This is a genomic window from Thalassotalea sp. HSM 43 (assembly GCF_004752005.1).
GTDB lineage: Bacteria > Pseudomonadota > Gammaproteobacteria > Enterobacterales > Alteromonadaceae > Thalassotalea_A.
Genome location: NZ_CP038493.1, coordinates 797514 through 819135, shown reverse-complemented (window position 1 = coordinate 819135; position 21622 = coordinate 797514). Strand labels below are relative to the sequence as shown.

The window sequence follows — 21622 nt, the reverse complement described above, 5'->3', positions numbered from 1 at the left end:
TCTATTGCTGATGATTATTTGTTTCTGAATTTTGCCAAAATGATGCTTTTTGCTTCTGTTGAATGTCGTTTAGCTGTTGGCGAGCTTGAGTTTGTAACAGTTCAGTTTCGCGATTTGATTGTGCATCAGAATCCATATCTGTCGTCGTGTTAGAAACTACTTTGCTGGTCAATTGTGCAGATTGTGTAACAGGCTTAGTGGTTTTATCTATGTCAGGCTGTTGTTGATCACTGGCGTACTGCCCGTTTACGGCGTATTCCAAGGTACCTATTTGCCCCTGCTTAATGCGTGAGCGGAACAATTGCAGCTCCTTTTCAAGGTTGCCATTCATTTGTGCCACTGCCTTTTTAAAGCCCGTGGCGGAGTTTTCTTTTAAGGTCGCATCAAGGCCTAGGGCAGTAGAAGTGTCATCGACGATGCTTGTGCCAGGTGCTCTAAACAGTAATTTACGACTCTTAATATCAATTACCGCAGTATCAACCAAGGTTTGTACGCTGCTTTCACTGCCCGGAATAACGTACATGCCCACCAGCGTCCAATACAATAATGAGGCATTATTTTCGTCAGTGTTGGTGAGCTGATCAAAAGAGACCAGTGCCATTAAATCGACATCATAGGTTTTAGCCACATGATCGAGTGCTTCAAATCCCTTGTCGCCCTGTAAATACATGCTTGGTAAGACTTGAATACTTTCAACAAATTCATGCTTTTCAAAGGCTTGTTTTATTTTGTAGAGCAAATCTATTTGCGCACTATCATGAATGTTATTAAAACTGTTGCCTTTATTTGGAACAAAGGCAATCGCCATTCGAACCGGCACTTTTATATTGGGTTTAGCCGCGGTGTGTACGATATTGGTTTGACCGTCGGGATATAAGTAATCCATTAGGTTGCCTGAAGACGTGGTGCGCTTGTCATGATCGCTGATCATCGAGTTACAACCGGTCAAATACAGTGTTGTTAAAATCCAAAAAAATGCATTGCGGGCGGTTACGTTAAACATGTTCATCGTATTTCCTTAATGTATTTATTAATTAGGGGGGTTATCGAAACGTTGCTTTTTAGCAGCCCCTAACTTTATTGTTAAAGCTGGGGCTACAAGTCTTTTTTGCTGATAAGTTATAAAACCCGAATCGATTGCTTATTCGGCTCGGTGGATTTTGCTCTTGGCGCATTTGCTGTAGCAGCACTTGCGTGTGCAGGGCGCGAACGGCTGCACAATAGGCCGAGTAACACCACCACAGTGATCATCGAGGTGCTACCGCCACCGCCAAATGATGGTCGTGATTTTTTGTACATCGGTTTTTGTTGGTCGACACGGTTATGAGACACCGCTGCATGTTTGCGCTGATCGCGAGCCTTGTATTCGTTTTCAACGCGGTTTTTATTGCGACGCTCAATATTATGTGCGGCAAACTGCTCATCACGCATGACGATCATTGAGGTGTATGGGGTAACCAAACCATATTCAAGGGCAAGATCGGTAACCGCTTGTTCGCTGTCTTTATCGGCGCCAAGGTAATCCATTTTGTCTTGCAAGGCTTCGATGCTGGCAAATGCCCATAGACGCTCAAGCTCCGGGTTTTGTTCGCTGTCGTTAAAATCAAAGCTGGTGTTAAAGGTTGTTTTTTGACCGGCAATTTTACCGCTAACTTCAACATTGGCTTTACCCTGACCGTAATAGTGACCAAACACAATCAGTTGTTGACCACGATATACACTGCCTATTTGCTCTGGCGTTTGGTTATTTACCTTAATACCACTTATTTTTACGTGCACATCTCGCATCGCTTGATGAGTAAGCTTTGAACTGGCTTGCATAATTTGACCGACGATATCATCACTGTTCGATACGTTCATAGCAAAGCCGTTTGACAGTTTTGCCATGCCTTGCAGTAAGGGACGGTCGGCACTGTTGCCCATAATGAAGGTAAACAAACGCACATCATATTGCTCTAATAGACGGTAAAATGCTTTCTTTTGCGTAACACCGACATTGGCAACACCATCGGTCACTAATAACACCGCAGTAGGGCGATCGCTATCAAGTCCTTTTAATGCCATTGATACGCCATCATACAAATGGGTACTTCCACCCGGCTGCATAGCGTCCAAGCGACTTAGTTGTTGATTGACGTTTTCTGCTGTGGCGTTAATAAAACCTGAGGTAAGCATATTCGCATTGTCGTTAAATATGATGATTTTAAATCGGTCATCGTGACGAAGTTTACCTAAGCCTTTACGCACACCGTCAACCATAGCGCTGTATTTGCCGCTCATAGAGCCGGAGTAATCGAGAACAAAAACCCAGTCACTGCCATTGTGTATCGGTGCTAAGTCCATACCAGGAGTAAAGGTCATCATAAATGTGCCTTTGTCTTTGCCCGGTTGTTTGTGAGTGACAAGGTCAACCGAACCTGGCAAACCGTTTTGTAGGCGCCAGTATACGACGATGTCTTCATTTAACTGATAAGCCGGCGCTGATTGCGTCTGTAACTGCGCCTGGGCTTGTGCTGCTGCCGTCGGCTGACCTTCATCGACCATAGAGGCCGCCGAGTTACCCGACTGATTGCTTAAAGATACCATCCACTCATATTGCGATAACTGCTTGATTTGCGCATTGGCAATACTCGGCAGGCGAAATTGCTCTACAGGATAGGCGGAGCGATACAAAAGGTTAAAACTAAACGCATGTTCAACGCTGTCTTTGTAGCTCCAGAAATTCAATTCTTGTTCATCGACGCCACCGTTTTCCAGTGGGTAGACGTAACGACCAATTGCGGTGTCGATATGTACCGGTTGAATATAAGTTAAATGAATTCGCACATAATCATTGGCGCGCACTGGGTAAACTTGCGTTTCAAAGGTTTTGAAACTGTTTTGGCTAGTCTTCGCGACGTCACGACCGGCTTGTTTTTCCTGCTCATACAAGCTGTCGGCTTTTTGTTGAGTGACTACTTCACCAATAACAGGGTTGCCATCGATGTAATAAACAAATTCCCCTAATGAGGCTTTTTCAGGTACAGGGAAGCTGTAGAGAGCCTCTAAGTCTTGATTGTTAGGATTGAAAAATACTTGTTCAACCTTAGTGATGGCGTAACCATTTTCGATTACCACATCGACATGGTGTTCGCTAATTTGCAATTCAGGTAAAGCGCTGTTGTTAGGGGTTAGTAATCCCGCGGCAAACGCGCTATTGAGATTACATAAACCTAGGGTGATTACAACCGCCACCCATGCAAGTTTTATCAATGAAAGTAGAGTTTTCATAACCTGTCATCCTTTTAGTAAATGCTACTTAGTGATGACAGCCACCTTGGTATTTAATTGCAAATATTGCCACTTAAAGTTAACAGGTTGTAATATTTGGTGGTGTTGGGTTCGAATATTGCTACCTTTTTATGATCTGAGGCTTTTTCGCTGGTGAACCGTTGTTAACTAAATGGCGTGATAAGCCATAGCGCCAGTTACGGATAGCAAGTACCACAGTCGCGCCATTTCGTTCTGTTAACGATAAACTGGAGTCTTCATGATTTAGGTCTTCAAACTCACGTGCTAAGCGACGCAATTTGCGCTGGAACTCACCATTACTTTGCAGTGACAGCATACCGTTTAAGACAATGAGGCATTCGTCGTCAAGATGAAATGAACTGTTGAAGAATTCCTGGCCTATGGTGCGTTGAAAAAATGTTTGTATTGGGCCATTTTCTAGCCAACCAAAATTGGCATCGACCAACAACTTTATGCGATTACCAGGCAGCAATTCGATGATTTTTAGTTTATCTAATTTGGTCAGTTTGCCAATACATTCCGGCTCAGACATCTGATAGTAATCGACAATATCTTGCATACGCCATTTGTTTAACACGCAAACGGCGACCAAGAGTAGCGCAATATCGTTGGTGATCTCTGTTTCTTGTTCGACACTTAATTGTTGCAGGCGTGCTTGCTGCTCAGACATTTGTTTGACCAAATCGGATATTTGCATATCCATTAACTGGCAAATCTGCTCTAGCCGTTGTAGCGAAAAATTTTCTTCGGAAAACAATCGTTTAATGCTAGCCTGAGATAAGTCCATATGTTTTGCCACATCGGCGTATGTGAAGCCATGGGCTTTTAATGCTTTTTTTAAAGTGACAAGCAAGGTCGTTGTTTGCGACATATTCACCTCCATGTTGTTAGGTTATCGAATGTTGTCAGAATACCGGTGGTATTATTTTTTAATACTTGTTGTCGATAATAATGCAACAACTCAGGAAATGGTAGTGCTTATTGCTTTGAACAAGCAAGCTAGGGACATTAAGAAATAGATAGGACAGCTTTCTCATGAAACACTTACTTGGTTTTAAGGGGTTTTTTGCTTACATCGTCATGGTGTTTATCAATGCCTTTGTCGACTTAGGCCATAAAATTGTTGTGCAAAACACCGTATTTAAAATTTACGACGGTGAGCTGCAAATTGTCTTAACGGCGATATTGAATGCATTAATATTATTGCCATTCATATTTTTGTTTTCGCCTTCGGGGCATCTAGCCGATAAATACCCTAAACCGCATATCATGCGCATCAGCGCCATTGTTGCTGTCGTTGCCACGTCAATCATCACCTTTTGTTATTTCCAAGGCTGGTTTGAAGCAGCCTTTATTATGACCTTGATTATGGGCATTCAATCGGCAATTTATTCGCCAGCCAAGTACGGTTACTTAAAAGAGTTAATCGGCGTGGAAAACTTAGCGCAAGGTAACGCCAGCGTACAGGCGGTTACTATCGTATCGATTTTAGGTGGTACCTTTGTATTCTCGGCGCTGTTTGAAATGATGGTTCCTAATGCATCTGAGTTAAACACCACAACCATTATGCAATCGGTGGTGTGGTTAGGTTGGGTGTTTGTCGCTTTATCATTGGTTGAGTGGTATTACGCCAGCAAGCTGCCTATCACCAAACCAAAAGATGACAGCAAGAGATTAGAGTTAAATCAATACGTCAAAGGCAAGTATTTAAAAGATAACCTCAAGCTGATTTTATCTGATCGGGTTATTTGGTTGTCAATTATTGGCCTGTCTATGTTCTGGTCGGTATCACAAGTCATGTTAGCGACGTTTCCGGCATTTGCGAAAGAGGTGCTGGCATCCGACAACGCGTTGATTGTGCAAGGTATTATGGCCTGCACCGGTATTGGTATTGTTATCGGCTCTATCATTGCCGCCAAGGTATCGAAAAATCATATTGAGCTTGGCCTGATCCCGTTATCTGCGTTGGCGTTTACCGCATCGCTTGCCATCATTGCTTCGTTAGACTCGGCTTATGTGATGGCGGCGGTATTTCTCATTGCCGGGATCAGCGGTGGTTTGTTTATCATTCCGCTTAACGCGTTAATTCAATATCACGCCAAAGAAGATCAGTTAGGTGTAGTGCTAGCCGGTAATAACTGGGTGCAAAATGTCGCCATGTTAACTGGCTTAATCGCGACCATTGGTTTGGTTACCTGGGGTATAAGCTCAGTAGGTGTATTTTATTTGTTGTCGGCGTTAGCATTAGCGGGCGCGTTATACACGGTATGGCAATTACCACATTCATTGGTGCGCATTATTGCCACCTTTGTGATGCGTCGTCGATATAAGCTTGAAGTCTTGGGTTTTGAACATCTGCCAAGCGAAGGCGGTGTATTATTGCTGGGCAATCACATCAGCTGGATTGACGGGCTATTAGTACAAATGGCCTGTCCTCGTAAGGTACGCTTTGTTATGTTACGCAGCATATACGAGCGTTGGTATGTTAAACCGTTGGTAAAATTGTTCGGCACCATTCCTATCAGTCGAGGTAATTCAAAAGAATCGTTGGCGGCGGTTAACGAGGCATTAAAAGCCGGTGAAGTGGTGTGCTTATTTCCAGAAGGTGCAATCAGTCGTACCGGTTCGTTAGGTGTGTTTCGCAGTGGTTTTGAGCGTGTAGTCGATGATGTTGAAGGCGCGATTATTCCATTTTACTTACATGGCTTATGGGGCTCACGTATGTCGAGAGCCAATAGTGACAAGCTGCGTAATAACACCATTAACGGCCTGCGCCGTGATGTGGTGATCGCTTTTGGTCAACCGTTAGCGATGAGCACCAATGCACAAGAGCTCAAACAAAAAGTCTTTGAGTTGTCATTTGAAGCTTGGGAACATCAAACCAAGCAAACAGATCCTTTGCCTTTAGGGTTTATGCAAAGTGTTAAGGATACGCCGTCTGCCGATGCCGTAGTTGATTCTAATGGCCAAGCGCTATCGTATCGAAAGTTATTGGCGGCTTGTTATGCCTTCGCCGGTAACATTAAGCGTCTAGACGATAGTCAAAATATTGGCTTGATGTTGCCCTCCTCAAGTGCGTCGGTAATTGCCAATATGGCGGTGCTTTTAAATGGCCAAACCGTGGTAAATGTGAATTACACCACCAGTGTTGAAGCGGTTAATGCGGGGATGGACAATGCCGCAATAAAAACCGTGATAAGTTCGCAAAAATTTCTGCAAAAGCTGAACAGTAAGGGCGTTGATACTGAAGCCATGCTTGCCAATGTCAATGTGGTGATGATGGAGGATCTAAAGCCACAGCTGTCTAAGGTGCGTTTGTTCACATCGATGCTGGCCACTGCGTTATTACCTGCACGCTGGTGTTATCATTTGTTGGCAAAACCCGTTGCCATTGACTCGCCTGCCGCCATTTTGTTTTCCAGTGGCAGTGAAGGAACGCCAAAAGGCATCGTGCTAAGTCATCGAAATTTTAGTGCCAACATCCGTCAGATAAGTGATGTATTGCGCACTAAAGAAGACGAAGTCGTCATGGGTACCTTACCGCCATTTCATTCATTTGGCTTGACGGTAACCACCTTCTTGCCGTTGCTTGAAGGTATTAAGGTGGTCTGTCACCCAGACCCGACCGATGTGGTTAATATTGCCAAAACCATTGCCAAACAAAAAGCCACTATGTTGTGTGCCACAGCGACGTTTTTACGCTTGTATGTGCGCAATCGAAAAGTGGAGCCGCTGATGCTCGACAGCTTACGTACCGTAGTCGCTGGCGCTGAAAAACTGCCAGCGGATGTACGTGAACAGTTTAAGCAAAAATTCAGTAAGGACATTTATGAAGGGTATGGCGCGACAGAAACAACGCCGGTTGCCAGTGTCAATATTCCTGATCAATTGGATATCGGTGATTTTCAAGTACAAACCGGCAGTAAGCAAGGTACCGTGGGCATGCCTGTGCCGGGTTGCTCATTCCGAATTGTTGACCCAGAGAGCATGGAAACCCTACCGGCCGGAGATGATGGTCTGATATTGATTTCCGGCAGCCAGGTGATGTTAGGTTACCTAAATGATGCCGAGAAAACCGCCGAGGCGATCATTGAAATGGATGGTCGCCGTTGGTATAAAACCGGCGATAAAGGTCATTTAGATAAAGACGGTTTTTTAACCATCGTTGACCGTTATTCACGTTTTGCCAAAATCGGTGGTGAAATGGTCAGCCTAACGGCTGTCGAATTACAACTTGCCAATGCTGTAACGGATGTGGAGTTTGTTGCGGTAAACATTCCCGATGCGAAAAAAGGCGAGGCCATTGTCGCTCTGACAGAGCACGATATTGATCTGAGTGAAGTAAAGCAACTGCTGATTGCCAATGATTGTAATCCGTTAATGATGCCATCAAAGCTGTTCAAAGTGGATGCGTTGCCTAAGCTTGGCAGTGGTAAAACAGACTTTGCTGCGTCAAAGAGGCTGGCGTTGCAATTGGCGGTTTAATTGGTCGTTATAAAAAATAGCCAGAGCGTATCTGCTCTGGCTATTCATCGACTTTTGTTATTCTCAATTATTGTTTACCGGATAAAGCTGCTCACACAGTGCTTGATCTGGTACGAGCTCAACCGCATTGTTTTCATTGAAACTATTAAGCAACTCTTGGCGTGTGACTCTTTCAGCAGAACTGCCACTAGCCCAAATCACTATTGATGAATCTATTATTTCGGAAAAGGTCATAAGCGTGCCATCAAAATGAGTTTGAGCATCCATTGATGCACGATGTCTGACGTTAAAAATAAACGCCAACAATTGTTGTGCAAGTTGCTCTTGGTGGCCATTTAAGTCCGCATTGCCATTATCATCTATCAAGAACAGTGAGACTTCCAATTTAGAATCAAAAGGCTCATCACCGGCATCAAAATATGCGGATGGACTACTATATGGCAGTTTTGAATTGGCATAATCAATATCGGCTTGAGTGAGTTCGGCCTGACCATTGTTGTTGTGCCAGTAACCTTTAGTATCAAAATCAACGGTTACTTTACAATAATTACCAAACGCCGCATCGGCGCCGCTCGGTGGTGTCATTTGACCGACATTTAGATTAACCAAAGCACCGGCGATGTTACCACCACTGGCCGTAGATATGACATCGAAATTGTATGATGTTGGCCCACCCGAGTACCAGCCAGATGGCATAGCTTCAGAGATAACGTATTGGCTTTCTTCACCAGATGCCACGGCAATAATAGGATTTAAATTATTCAGATCATCTTTATACGCGTTCGGCAACAAGCCATTGAAAGTGACACAACCACTAGTGTCGGTATATTTAGTCACTGTTAAGCTACCATCAACGATGTCAACATCGACACTGCCACCGAATTTAGCGGTAATTTTTGCTGCGGTATCACTGATATCTGGTAGCGGCACGGTCTTAGGGACAGTGAGTGTAATAGGCCAGCCTTCTATAATGGGTTCATTACCACTCAAGGTACCACCTTTATCGGCTGAATAGACTTTACAAACGGTTATATCATCAAAACCGACATTACCAAATCGCACATATAATTGTGGCGGATTATCCGCGCCATCAATCGCTTGCGCATAATCGCCTGGAACAAAGTCTGGTGTTTGTTCGGTGGCTAATCGAGTGACATAGTTTTGAATATTTGTTGTACATGCATTTACGCTAGCAAAAATACCAACGCCTTCTTTTTCAATGATGGTGCGAGAAACATCAAGTAAGTCTGCGTAGGTGGTGATGTGAGTGGAGCCTGTATTCAGTGCGGTAAGTGCTAGTGGTGTTGTTGGCGTATTCGCCCAACGGTATTCATGGGTGCTCCATGCAAGATGCTCTTTATCGAGCACTGAAAATGCTAACGGCATATTTTCATCATTTGATGTCATGTAAATTTGCTCTTCACCATCACCACCGTTAGGTTCTATTACACCTATTTCCCAACCAGCGATGTATTGGTCATTATAATATTGATCTAGGTCGTCGAATTGACAGTTTAGATTGGCATCATGATACTTTAATATACCGACATCAAACCCTTGCGGCGGGTTAAAGTGATCGGCTTTATAATTATCGGTTTTAGACCAGCGAGGTATAAAACCGAAAAAACCATTACAGCCTTCACCTGTTTCCCCACTGCTATTCATGGCATCCATGTCAGCTACGCCACAGGCACTGTGCACGCTATGTGCCGCGGATACCCATGCTTTGTAGACACCACCTGGGTTTGGGGTGTTGGCATAAGGGAATAGTTGTAACGTCTCGCCGTCAGGAGGCGTGCCACTACCACCATTTTCAGCAATGTATTCCGTACCCAGTTTATGCTGACATGGGTAGCTACGTTCGACCATTTGACCTTTAACTTTTTCAGTTACGGTGTAGGTAGAGTTCATTAACGTGATCCCATCTTCACCATCAAAATAGAATAATCGGCAAGAAAGAGGCTCTGCGCTAAAAGTCTGAGCATTTTTCGGGCCACCTCTACCTTTAACGGATTCAAAACAGGTACCGCCATTCACACCAGCATCTTCGAAGATACTCGATAACAGACATTTTCCTGACGGATCCGTTACTTGAAAATAATAGTATCCCGCCGGCAGTGCTGCTGCACTTCGAGGCGCATTAAGTCCTGGGCCACCATCTAAAAACACCTGTTCTTTACTCTCATAACGAACATTTTCATTGACGATTGAACCATCAGGTGTTGTGGTAAATATGGCGCCAGATAACCTGTTAGGGTCAACCGCTTTGACTGCATGTATACCGAGAAAAAAAGTACTCGTTAAAATCACAAACATCAGCCCGAATTTAGTTTGTGAGGCTTTAAGAGCATCCTTAGCCTTATTAAAAATCATAGCTACCTCCAGTTGTAGACAATTTTGAAATGCAACTGGAATAGGCAACTCTTGTACCAAGTTTTAACTAATTGAAAAATATGGATTTAATTTAATTTAGGTAAGCAGTTTAAAGTAGATAATATGAATGTTGTTGGTAACAACATGATTTAATTATGAATATTTTAAGTTACACAGTGTGTCATTATTTTAATCTATTGATTTTCTGTGAGTTTTTGGCTGAGGGCTCATTTAGGTCAATCATTTAACGGTACTTAATTGAATATTGCAGCGTTTAAGTAAACGATAAAAAGTGGTACGAGATATTTTCAGTTGTCTCGCCGCGGCAGATATATTGTGGTTATTATCACGCATGGCGTTAATAAGCGTGTCACCATCGATGTCAGCACGTTGGCGCAACAAGCGAACATTGTTACTGGGAGAATGTTGTGCTTTGATACCTAAATCGTCGACTATGATTATCTTAGTATCAGCCATTATTAACGCGCGTTGCACGCGATTAGCAAGCTCTCGAACATTGCCTGGCCAAGAATATTCTGTCATCGCGTTTATTGTGTCTTTGCTAAATCGGTAGTTATCAGTTTGTTCACTGTATTGAGCTAAAAAGAATTTAGCTAACAACGAGATATCTTGTGGTCTTTCTCTAAGACTTGGGATAGTGAGTTGCAAAACATTAATGCGGTGATATAAGTCTTCGCGAAACCTTCCTTCATGAATGGCCTGCTCTAAATCGACGTGAGTGGCAAAAATAACCCGGCAATTAACATCAATCAGTTTGTGGCCGCCAATTCGTTCGATTTTGTGGTTTTCTAAAAAGTGCAACAAACTCACTTGTTGGTCTAGCGGTAAATCACCAATTTCATCGAGAAACAAGGTACCGTTATCGGCTCGTTCAATATGACCTATATATTGTTTATCGGCATTGGTGAATGCCCCCTTTTCATGACCAAAAAGCTCAGAATGAATCAAAGTAGGCGGCAAGGCACCGCAATTAATGGTAATAAATGGCCCGTTTTGACGATGAGACTGGTTGTGAATGAGTTGTGCGCAAAGATCTTTTCCGGTTCCCGTCTCACCGTTTAGCAATACCGAGTTATCGCATTTGGCAATTTTTACCAGAACAGAGCGTAGCTCTTTTATTGCTTGGGTTTCACCAACCAGTTCAAGACTATCCGAACAACTATTCGTCGATAGATGAGACACTGCCAGTTGGGCGATGCCATGGGCATGACCCAGTTCATAGATTAGTTGCTGGTAATCTAGTGGCGGGTGAAAAAAGTCATTGAACAGTAATGGAATTTTGTTGCTGCTCGGTTTTTCTAATAAATCTTCAGATTCAATAACGGCAAACAAGCGCAGAGCATTAAATTGTTGTTTGAGTTTTTCAATACAACTGAACGTGCGTCGATAATTGCCCTCGCTGAGAAAAACCAAAGCGACAACCGCTTTATTTTGTTCAATATAATGACGGGCAGACTTGAGATCATTGGCAATAAAGTAATTCCATCCCGCTTGATGTAATTTCGATTGCCAATTGTATGTTTTGTCGCTTTCGTTCAGAACCAACAAGGCTCTGTTTTGTGATCTTTCAGGCGATTCCATCGTCGTCACATTTTCCTTTGTATAGCGAAAGCCTTACCAATTAAGGCCGGATGTTTCTGGTGCAGCAATTAAACGATAGGTTACCAATATTGATTTGGCAAGCAATAGGGTCATAGTGAAGTTGATTTTTGTTGGGCAAATGTCTAATTACATTGGGTTTTAGATTGCAAACTCTTTTTTAACAAAGGCATTTAAAAAAGCCCACTCGAGGTGGGCTTTTTATCATTGCTAAAAATAACAAAGAGTTATTTATTATTTTCCATTAGACCACGACGTTCTAGTAAGTAGTCAGGGTTTGGCTCTTTACCACGGAAACGCTTGTACATTTCCATTGGATCTTCAGTACCACCAGACTCTAGTACGTTTTTACGGTAGCTTGTTGCCGCTTCTTGGTTAAAGATGCCTTTCTCTTTAAAGACTTCCCAGGTATCTGCGTCAAAAATGTTTGACCAAATGTATCCGTAGTAACCAGACGAGTAGCCGCCAGCAAAAATGTGCGAGAAGTAAGTCGAACGATAACGCGGGGCGATTTGAGAAATCAAACCGATTTCTTTCATTGCCGCTTCTTCAAAAGCGTCTGCTTCTTGCAATTCTGCGGTTTCAAGGGTGTGCCACTTAAGGTCTAACAAAGCGGCTGCCATGTATTCCGTTGTTGCAAAACCTTGGTTGAATTTACCTGATGCTTGAATCTTCTCAACAAGTTCAGCTGGGATAACTTCACCCGTTTTGTAGTGCTTAGCAAATTGCTGCAATACTTCTGGTTGTGTCATCCAGTTTTCCATAACTTGTGATGGGTACTCAACGTAATCACGTGGTAGTGACGTGCCCGTCAATGAACGGTAGTAACCGTCAGATAATAGACCTTGGATAGCGTGACCAAATTCGTGGAATAAGGTTGACGCTTGATCGAATGTCAGTAGCACTGGCTCATCACCAACAGGGGCAGGGTAGTTAAGTACGTTATAAATAACTGGCTGTGCGTTCTCACCATACATTTTGTATTGCTTCTGGAACGAGCTCATCCATGCACCACCGCGCTTAGATGAACGAACGTAGAAGTCGGTCATGTAAACACCAATGGTCGAACCGTCTTTATCGAAAACTTCGTAAGTGGTCACGTCAGGGTGATACTTTGGTAGGTCATCACGTTGCTTGAAGGTAACGCCCCATAATTTTTCAGCGGTATAGAACACACCTTGCATGGTGTTGTTCAGCTCAAAGTATGGTTTGGTGATTGATTCATCAAGGTCGTATTTTGCTTTACGAACTTTCTCTGAATAGAACCACCAGTCCCATGCTTCTAGCGTACCTTCAAAGCCTTCGCTTTCAGCGTAGGCTTGCATATCGGCAACTTCTTGCTTAGCACGGTTTAATGATGGACCCCAAACACGGTTCAATAGGTTGTAAACGTTTTCAGGCGTCTTCGCCATGTTGGTTTCTAACACGTAATGAGCGTGAGTTTTGTAACCTAGCAATTGCGCACGTTGGTAACGAAGCGATGCCATTTCAGAGGCGATGGCTTTGTTATCGTTGGCGTTGTCGTTATCACCACGGTGTGTGTATGCGTAGAATAATTGTTCACGCAACTCACGATTGGTTGAATAGGTTAAGAATGGGTAGAAGCTTGGACGATGAGTGGTGAACACCCACTTACCTTCATGACCACGCTCTGTTGCGGTAGCTGCGGCTGCGGCAACGATTGAATCCGGAAGGCCTGCTAGGTCTTCTTTGTTATCAATCACAAGCTCAAAAGCGTTGGTTTCAGCTAATAGGTTCTCACCAAATTGAATAGACAATTTAGAGATTTGCTTGTTTAATTCGCGAAGTTTCGTTTTATCTTCGGCGTTTAAGTTAGCACCAGCACGAACAAAACCTTTGTAAGCATTATCGAGTAATGTCTTTTGCTCGGTATTAAGCGTTAATGAATCTTTTTGATCATATACTGCTTTAACACGGGCAAATAGGGTTTCGTTTAAGTAAACGTCATCACCCATAGCAGATAGCTTCGGCGAGTACTCTTTTGAAATGGCTTGCATTTCAGGCGTCGACATTGAACCGATTAAACCGTAAAAGGTGTTGGTTACTTTGGTTAGCAAGTCACCTGATTTTTCCATTGCTTCAATGGTATTTTCAAAAGTAGGAGCGGCTTCATTGTTCGCAATTTCGTCAATGGCGGCAATTTGCTCTTCCATAGCACGATCAAATGCTGGACGGTAGTGCGACATTTTGATCTTTTCAAAAGGCGGTACTTTATATGGTGTGGTGTAGTCAGTGAAAAATGGGTTAGAAACAACAACATCAGCTTGAGCAACGGTTTTCTCAGCTTGACTTGACTCTACCTCATTGTTGCCAGCGTTACAGCCAGCTAACGCAATAGCAAGGGCTATTGGCGATAAAATACGTGCTTTCATTAAAAGCTCCCTGGTTAAAAATAGGTTGCAGTGCAATCGTTTAGCTCACTAAAGGTGAAAGGATAAGCAAATACACCACTAAAATAAAAATTAGTGCATTCGTTTTATAACAAAGTGAGCTGCAAGTAAAACAATTCTTGCCTGATCGGGCGCTAAACTTTTAATAAATACCAAATTGTTGTTACGAAAACATTACAGGTTGACTGAAAAGTTTTACTTAGTAGCTGCACAGAGCTCTGGTTATTGTGCTAAGTATTGCTTCATAACATAATCAAACGAGGCTTGCGGCTGTGCACCAATGATCAATTGCGCCTCTTTAAGGGTATTGCCATCTATTTTACCAATGACAAATGCCGGCGTTCCGGTTACGCCTATGGCTTTGCCCAAGGCAATGTCTTCATTTATTTTGCTTTGATCGGTTTGCTTAAGACACTCATTAAAGGCAGCCATGTCAAGTTGTAACTCGCTGGCAACTTGTTGGTAATACTGCTCTGATAATTTAGCCATGTTATTAAAAAACGTATTTCGCAATTGCCAATATTTTTGCTGCTTGTTGGCACAAAAACCTGCGACAGCTGCACCTCTGGCTTTTGGGTGAAATGATAAAGGAAAATCACGAACATAATAGGCCGCCTTGCCTGTCTTTATAAAGGTTTTGTCAACATACGCAAAGGTTTGATCGATAAAACGTTTACAGTACGGGCATTCAAAGTCTGAAAATTCAATAATGGCTACGGTCGCATCATCACTACCTAATTTAGGTATGGTATCGCCTCGATTAAAATCCTCTAAGGTGCCAAGCTTTCTCGATTTTGGACGTTGTGAGCTCATGGCTATTTCATGAATGTCGGCCACTTGTTTCGCTAAGGTCGATATTTGCGTTTGCAATTCCTGTATTTGTTTTTCTAGTTTTTGAGTGTTGTTTTGTTGATTAGCGTTTGGATTGCTCGGCTCATTGCAACCACTGCAAAGCAAAATGAGGGCGATAATGACATTATATTTCAGACCGATATTCATGGTATTCATCCTGTACCAGATTTTTTGGGAGTGTTTGAGTTTTGTTAAAGGCAAACTTGTAATTCAACAACGCTAATACAGCCTGTATTTATGCTACAGAGTTTAGGAAAGGAATGGCAATTGGGCAATCACGAAAGGCTTTATTGCGATATTGGTTCAATGTTTTGCCAGCGTTACAAAATAGTGAATATTTTTTTCTAACAGGTGTTATTGATTCTTAAAGAGTTTTTAGTTTTCGGTTAAAAAGTGTTCTTTTTGTGGTTGAGTTGTGAACAAAGGGTTTGTTAGTATGCTTGGCGTGTCTTGCTAGGGCACTGCATTTAAAGGTAAGCGACTGCTTACCTTTTTGTGTTTTTACTCATTATAAAATTACTCGGCATAAACCGAGATTGTTGTTTAAGTAATTCATCAATAAATCAAATAGATATGATGAATATTTGACGACAAATTTAGGGGAATTTGTTTTGAAATTTATGTCTGCGCTAAAGGCAGAGGGGATTTTTGCGCTAAAAATCTCTTACCTGTTTTTATTTACCACGATATTTCTAAGCTGTATCAATACGGCTTATGCGTCTGAAAAAAAATCCAATGATCGTAATGTTGAGGCTTTGCTTTCCAATCTTGAACAACAATCTTTAAAGCTTTCAAAATTGGCAAAAAGCAATGATAAGTCGAAGCTGCATCAACAAGCTGTACTTGATCTGGCTAAACAACGACATGCCGGGTTATTAGAGCTTATCGAGTATTCGCCAAAAGAGGTGCTAAAGCTAGCTATTCCTAATAGCAGCCAGAATAGTAAAATTGCCCCGTATTTATTGCAGAAACGCAAACTGTCTGGGCAAATTGAGGTGATCTATCAGGATTCTCCGCGACAAGGTCAAACAGAGTTGCAATACACTCTTATATCTGACAATAAGCGATTTTTACTAAAACCTACGTCGGGTAAACCTTTGCAAGATATACGCTCAGGTGCACAAGTTGTTGTTGAGGGGCTTGAACTGCAATCAGCTCAAGAGTCATACATTGTGTTAGAGCAATCTCAACTTGAGCAAAACACTGTTTCACAAGCCTCTGCAGTGTCGAGTTCAGCAACGATTGGCGAGCAATCGACCCTTGTTATGTTGATTAACTTTGCTGATAACGCCGATGTAAAACCATGGACGGCAGAGCAGGCTGAAAGCCTGGTATTTGGCGATGTAAACGCCTTTGTTGAAGAAAACTCTTACGGCAAAACATGGCTAACCGGTTACGTTGAAGACTTCCAAACACTTCCTATCCAACAAAGCTGTGATTCATGGGATATCTATGTGGCTTCGCGTGATGTTATGGACGCTAAAGGTGTCGATATAAACGCTTATGACAAAATTATTTATATTTTCCCTGAAAATGCTGCATGTGGTTGGACAGGTAAAGCGACTCTTGGTGGTGACCCAGGGCGAACCTATATAAATGGCTCATTCACGTTAAATACCATAGCCCACGAATTAGGTCACAATTTTGGCTTGCAACATGCCAATGCCTTTGAGTGTGGTTATCAATCAATTGCCGATAACTGCTTAAACATAAGTTATGGCGATAAGATTGATGTTATGGGTGCCTACGGAAACGAAGGGCACTTTAATGCCTTTAATAAAGAGATTTTGAATTGGGCTAACGATATAGCACCGAGTATTGACATTATTTCAGAAAGTGGTGATTACCTAATCAGCCCATTGGCCGATTCTGATGTGCCCGGTGTCAAAGGCGTCAAACTGTTACGTCATCAAGACGCCAATGGTAATCATTATTGGTACTACCTTGAATATCGTACAGCACATGGTTTTGATGATTTTCTTGCGGATACGCCGGCTTTGACACAAGGGGTGATTGTCCATTATGCCAGTGATGCCAATATTGAAAGTTCTCGTTATTTAGATATGACACCTGAGAGTGATTTTTATGACTGGGACGATGCCGCATTGCCTCTTGGCCAGCAGTTCCATGACGCAGATGCAGGTATCACCATTGAACCAGTACAAATTACAGAACAAGGCATTTTGGTAAACGTACAGCTTGATCAAGCGCAGTGTCTGCAAGTTCAACCGACAATATCGGTGCAAGAACCGGCGACTTGGAAAACAGCTGGCGAGAGTGTTAGTTATGCCATCACTGTAGCCAATAATAATAACACTCACTGTGCAGCAACAGGTTTCGATTTAACAGCGACGTTACCAGACGGTTGGAGTGCTGAACAGTTGCAGGTCGTGCTTGAATCTGGTCAGTCCGTGGTTAAAAACCTTGTTGTCAGCTCATCAACATCCGCAGCGGATGGTTTTTACAATATTGATTTTACAGCGACCAATCAAAGCAGCCCTGAATATAGCAGCACAGCTAGCGCTAATTTTGTGATTGAATCGCCGCTACCTGAATGTGTTGCTGTCACACCGCAGTTGCAGTTGTTATCTCAATCGCAATCTTTTGTTGCCGCAGGTGAGGCAATTACCTATCAAATGTTAGTGACCAATCTAGATAATGAAGCCTGTGATTCGAGCAGCTATTTATTGGACACCGTGGTGCCACAGCAGTGGCTGGCCGAGTCTAAAATATTGCAACTTGCGCCACAGCAAAGTCAACAAGTCGCACTGACAATAACATCGGCAGAGGCAGCGTTAACAGATGATTATCAGTTGTCGGTCTCGGCGAAAAACAATGCTAATGCAGACTTGGTTAGTTTTGTTGATGTTAACTTTAGCGTTGACAGAACATTAGCGTGCCAGCTTTCAACCCCAACATTGACGCTAACATCGGCAGCATTGCAACAAGCAACATCGGGGCAGCCATTGGAGTATCAACTGCTCGTAGTGAATAACAATAGCAGTGATTGTGATGATGCTAATTTCAGCATCTCAGCCGATGTCCCGACGGGGTGGCAAAGCAACACTGTGACGGCAAATCTGGCAAGTGGTACACAAAAAGCTGTGTCAATTACTGTTATCTCAGCACAAAACGCTGAATCGATGGATTACTCGATAATGTTGTCGGCGGTAAACAACGCTGACGCTAATTATAACGCGAATGCCAATGCAACTTATCGTGTACTGGAGACAGTCAATAACGCGCCAAACGCGGTTAATGATGTTGTAGAGTTGTCAGCAAAGAGCCCAATTGACATCAATGTGCTGAGTAATGATTCTGATCCTGAAAATGATAACTTAGTGGTTAGTGCTGTTACTCAAGGCAATAAGGGCAGTGTAACTGTTTTATCCAATGGCATGATTCGTTACAGCCCAGCGAAAAGCTTCAAATCGACGGACAGTTTTAGTTATACCATCAGTGATGGTGTTAACCAGTCGACGGCAACGGTAAACATCAGTCTACAATCATCCGGTGATGATGGCGGTGGCAGTGGTGGTAACGGTGGCAATGGTGGCAACGGCGGTGGCAAAAAGCCTAAAGGTTAACATTGTATAAACACCCTTAAAAACGATAGAAAAAAGCCAGTAAGTTTATGCTTACTGGCTTTTGATTAGTGATTTTATATTTCTACACTATGTGTTAAGGCTCCGCAGTCTCTACAGTGATGCCTACAATGACACTTGTATCTGCTGTATCACCATCATTAACAGTAAATACAAGCCCACCTGTACCTGATAATGTGGCCATAACCCCAGCTACGTCTGTAGGGTTAGCAAACCCAGGTAACAGTTCAAGAGTAAATCCACACTTGTAGGTTTCACCTACCAAAATATCTGGATTGGCAGTATCAACTGCACAGAAAGGCAAATTGCTTTCATTAGGGTAGTCATAGCCATAAGATGTCGATTCATCACGGACAATGAATGTGTCGGTAAGAGTCACACCGTCAGCAAGTGCTAAATCACCAATAGTGATGCCGGTAATATCTACATTATCAACACCACCATTGCTTAAGGTGACATAAACATTGAGTTTAAAAGCAAAATTAGGTGTTATTTGTAACCCTAAATTAGTGAATACAACTTCAGCGGGATCCATTGCTGATACTGATGCCCCATCGCTATCAACACCTGTCACTGTCGCTTTATTCAACCAACTGTCGCCAGCATTGCCTGATACTGGTAGGGTTATCTTACATTCAGCCCATTCTCCAGGGCTTAATGTATATCCCTCATCTGCATTAGAGTCATATAACGCGATTTCAGGCATTATATTGGCGTTGTTGCTGTCTGCAGATATATTACAGAGACTTGTTAGAGGCACAGCTGTACCAGTCTCAGACACTGAATCATAATCGACTAGGTCATCTAAGGTTCTAAATTCCACATCGTCAACAGCATCTATATCGACGCTAAATCGATATGTATACTCAACATCTCTGGTTTGGTTTGTATCGCCAGTTTCATCAACCTCAAATGCGACGTTATTGGCTGCAGTTCCTGCCGTTTTGACCAGGGTTATATTGGTTTCTACATCAACAACATTTAGAGACTCCATGCCAGTATCTGTAGCTTCTGTTAATTCGTTATCATCAGCGGTTGCTGTAACGGTATTATCAAAGCTTGTATCAGATCCTGCATCTACTGCTACGTAGCGTGTAAAGTAACATGTATAAGTATCTCCAAAGGCAATAGTAACGTTGGTTGTATTACATTCAGTCGCACCATTGATGTTTGGAAATTTGGGATCCGTAATACTTGTCAAAGCTAAAGGTGAGTCATGGAAGCCAGATGTATTCTCAACGGTGATTTTGTATGTAACATCTTCTCCAGGTTCCACAATTTCCGTTACATCCGTTTCAACGCCAGTTATAGCATCAATACTTACGGCATTTTTGGTAACTGTAATCGTTGGAAGATCATTGGTTATATTGACCTCTTCGGGATTACTACATACTTTATCATCGTTATTACTAGGGGTACTGGCATCCAATAAACCAGTAGTAGCAAACGCTTGACCATTCGGATCGTATTGAACCGTTTCACATGACGTCGGATTACCAACACTGTCGCCATTAACATCTTTTAATGTTGCCTGAACAACATCACCGTATATTTCAGGGCTTTGATCATCGGGTAAATCTCGATCGACAATAAATACCTTAAATGTACAGGAAAAAGTATCTTCTGGTAAAACTTCAATCGAGGCGCCATTATTTTTATTACATGTGGAAGCGGTTAAATAAACCCCATCAGCAGGTAATGAATCCTCGAGTAAATCTCCCGCTGGGAACGTATAAATTGGTCCCCATAAATCCAAAGCGTATGCAGCTTCAAACGATCCATCAGCGCTTAAATCAATATAATCAGTAAGGGCATGAATGAAAATTGAACTTTGTGTACTGTCGTTGGTGAAACTGTATGTGTATTCAAACTCGCCGCCTGGTTCTTCATAAGTCGAAACTGACGTTAATGTTTTCGTTGGAACGGGTGGATCGGGTTGGATAAATATATTAAGCGGAATGTCACCACAGTTACACTTAGAGGTGGTGTTGGGCTCTTGCCCTGGGTAAGGTTCGTCGGCTGAACAATTGTCTCTTTCTTGGTTGTCCCAACCGGCACAATAGACAAAATCGACCTGTTGATCATCGCCACCATCACAAAGCATGGTAAAGGTCGCATCTACTAAAGTGTATTCATCATTCACTAAAGGTCCTTTGGCAATATCGCCACAAAAATCATCATCGAGATCTTGCGCGACTAATATTCCAGAGGGAATGTCAGTAGCAAATTCGTTTTTTGGAATGACAATGCTACAGGCTTCAGAGTCTTGCTGTACTACCTGAGGCGACTTTTGATTAAGGGGCAAATAGAAGGTGGTGTCCCAACGCTCATTTGCGTTAGTTCTGACTCGAAGATCCGCGGTTACTACAATCTCGGATCCATTCGTACAAGTAAAATCACCAGTACTTGGATCAGGAGGGGTACCATTCACCGCTTTGACGGTAACTGTGGTGATCTCGACATCGTTTGCAGTACAGTTGAGTGATTCACCTACTGTATTTTTAAGACCTTTCCCCCCCGTGGCGTAATACGCATCAGCCATACAGTAATTCTTGCTGTTGGCCGGGCCATCAAAGATGGGGTTGCTGGTGTTAGCCTGTGCGGCGCTAAAGCTAATGAGGAGTGTGCTCCCCAGAAGCAGTGGTAGCTTACAGGCAAACTGTTTGAGTTTTAGTAATTTTTCCATAGTGTCACCATTTTATTACTGCGTTAATTGATAATTATTCAGGTAATTGTTGGCGGTAATAGTTAACCGTCGATTTCAGCGTGAGCTGAATTAACATTCGCTTCCTTGGAAAATATGGTCGTAACCGAACACCAGAAAGCACTCTCGCGAGTGATGTGTCATAGCAATGTTTAAGCCATTTGTGTAAGGCTTTGTTATTTAAGGTTAAATATTTCATTTATGGAGGCGAGAGACTTATTTAAACATCGCTTATGGACACTTTTGCAGCGATAAAGTTTTAACCTTATGATATTCATGGT

10 protein-coding genes are annotated in these 21622 nt (G+C 42.7%); 2 read left to right on the top strand and 8 right to left on the bottom strand.

All coding sequences use genetic code 11. The features are described from left to right. Position 1 precedes the first annotated feature (1 nt). From rhlP to E2K93_RS03405, 3 genes are all read right to left on the bottom strand, one after another. Complete coding sequence (gene rhlP, locus E2K93_RS03415) at positions 2 to 1009, bottom strand: rhombotarget lipoprotein (protein WP_135437745.1); 1008 nt, start codon at positions 1007 to 1009, stop codon at positions 2 to 4. Positions 1010 to 1119: 110 nt separating this feature from the next. Then, the gene (locus tag E2K93_RS03410; protein ID WP_135437744.1) at positions 1120 to 3270 is read right to left on the bottom strand and encodes a VIT and vWA domain-containing protein; all 2151 of its coding nucleotides are present in this window, start codon (positions 3268 to 3270) and stop codon (positions 1120 to 1122) included. Between the two features lie 121 nt (positions 3271 to 3391). Continuing rightward, a complete protein-coding gene (locus E2K93_RS03405) occupies positions 3392 to 4162 on the bottom strand; it encodes a helix-turn-helix domain-containing protein (protein ID WP_135437743.1) in 771 nt (256 codons plus the stop codon). 164 nt (positions 4163 to 4326) lie between these two features. Here E2K93_RS03405 and E2K93_RS03400 point away from each other — a divergent pair, with 164 nt between their 5' ends. Then, positions 4327 to 7776, top strand: a complete 3450-nt coding sequence (locus E2K93_RS03400) for an acyl-[ACP]--phospholipid O-acyltransferase (protein WP_135437742.1) — start codon at positions 4327 to 4329, stop codon at positions 7774 to 7776. A 63-nt stretch (positions 7777 to 7839) separates the two neighbouring features. Here the strand turns inward: E2K93_RS03400 and E2K93_RS03395 are convergent, their stop codons facing one another. From E2K93_RS03395 to E2K93_RS03380, 4 genes are all read right to left on the bottom strand, one after another. Beyond that, positions 7840 to 10149, bottom strand: a complete 2310-nt coding sequence (locus E2K93_RS03395; protein WP_135437741.1) for a hypothetical protein — start codon at positions 10147 to 10149, stop codon at positions 7840 to 7842. A gap of 240 nt (positions 10150 to 10389) precedes the next feature. Next, entirely contained in the window at positions 10390 to 11751 is a 1362-nt protein-coding gene (locus E2K93_RS03390) for a sigma-54 interaction domain-containing protein (RefSeq protein WP_135437740.1), read from the bottom strand. Between the two features lie 245 nt (positions 11752 to 11996). Beyond that, on the bottom strand, positions 11997 to 14162 hold the full coding sequence (locus E2K93_RS03385) for a M3 family metallopeptidase (RefSeq protein WP_135437739.1): 2166 nt from the start codon (positions 14160 to 14162) through the stop codon (positions 11997 to 11999). A 240-nt stretch (positions 14163 to 14402) separates the two neighbouring features. After that, entirely contained in the window at positions 14403 to 15179 is a 777-nt protein-coding gene (locus E2K93_RS03380) for a DsbA family protein (protein WP_189637843.1), read from the bottom strand. Between the two features lie 473 nt (positions 15180 to 15652). Here E2K93_RS03380 and E2K93_RS03375 point away from each other — a divergent pair, with 473 nt between their 5' ends. Further along, a complete protein-coding gene (locus E2K93_RS03375; protein WP_228445569.1) occupies positions 15653 to 18619 on the top strand; it encodes an Ig-like domain-containing protein in 2967 nt (988 codons plus the stop codon). A 94-nt stretch (positions 18620 to 18713) separates the two neighbouring features. Here E2K93_RS03375 and E2K93_RS03370 read toward each other — a convergent pair whose 3' ends face one another. Next, entirely contained in the window at positions 18714 to 21323 is a 2610-nt protein-coding gene (locus E2K93_RS03370) for a hypothetical protein (protein WP_135437736.1), read from the bottom strand. Between the last annotated feature and the right edge of the window lie 299 nt (positions 21324 to 21622).

Coding starts and splice junctions, on each gene's coding strand:
- rhlP (WP_135437745.1), bottom strand. CDS start 1,009: ATGAACATGTTTAACGTAACCGCCCGCAATGCATTTTTTTGGATTTTA.
- E2K93_RS03410 (WP_135437744.1), bottom strand. CDS start 3,270: ATGAAAACTCTACTTTCATTGATAAAACTTGCATGGGTGGCGGTTGTA.
- E2K93_RS03405 (WP_135437743.1), bottom strand. CDS start 4,162: ATGTCGCAAACAACGACCTTGCTTGTCACTTTAAAAAAAGCATTAAAA.
- E2K93_RS03400 (WP_135437742.1), top strand. CDS start 4,327: ATGAAACACTTACTTGGTTTTAAGGGGTTTTTTGCTTACATCGTCATG.
- E2K93_RS03395 (WP_135437741.1), bottom strand. CDS start 10,149: ATGATTTTTAATAAGGCTAAGGATGCTCTTAAAGCCTCACAAACTAAA.
- E2K93_RS03390 (WP_135437740.1), bottom strand. CDS start 11,751: ATGGAATCGCCTGAAAGATCACAAAACAGAGCCTTGTTGGTTCTGAAC.
- E2K93_RS03385 (WP_135437739.1), bottom strand. CDS start 14,162: ATGAAAGCACGTATTTTATCGCCAATAGCCCTTGCTATTGCGTTAGCT.
- E2K93_RS03380 (WP_189637843.1), bottom strand. CDS start 15,179: ATGAATATCGGTCTGAAATATAATGTCATTATCGCCCTCATTTTGCTT.
- E2K93_RS03375 (WP_228445569.1), top strand. CDS start 15,653: ATGTCTGCGCTAAAGGCAGAGGGGATTTTTGCGCTAAAAATCTCTTAC.
- E2K93_RS03370 (WP_135437736.1), bottom strand. CDS start 21,323: ATGGAAAAATTACTAAAACTCAAACAGTTTGCCTGTAAGCTACCACTG.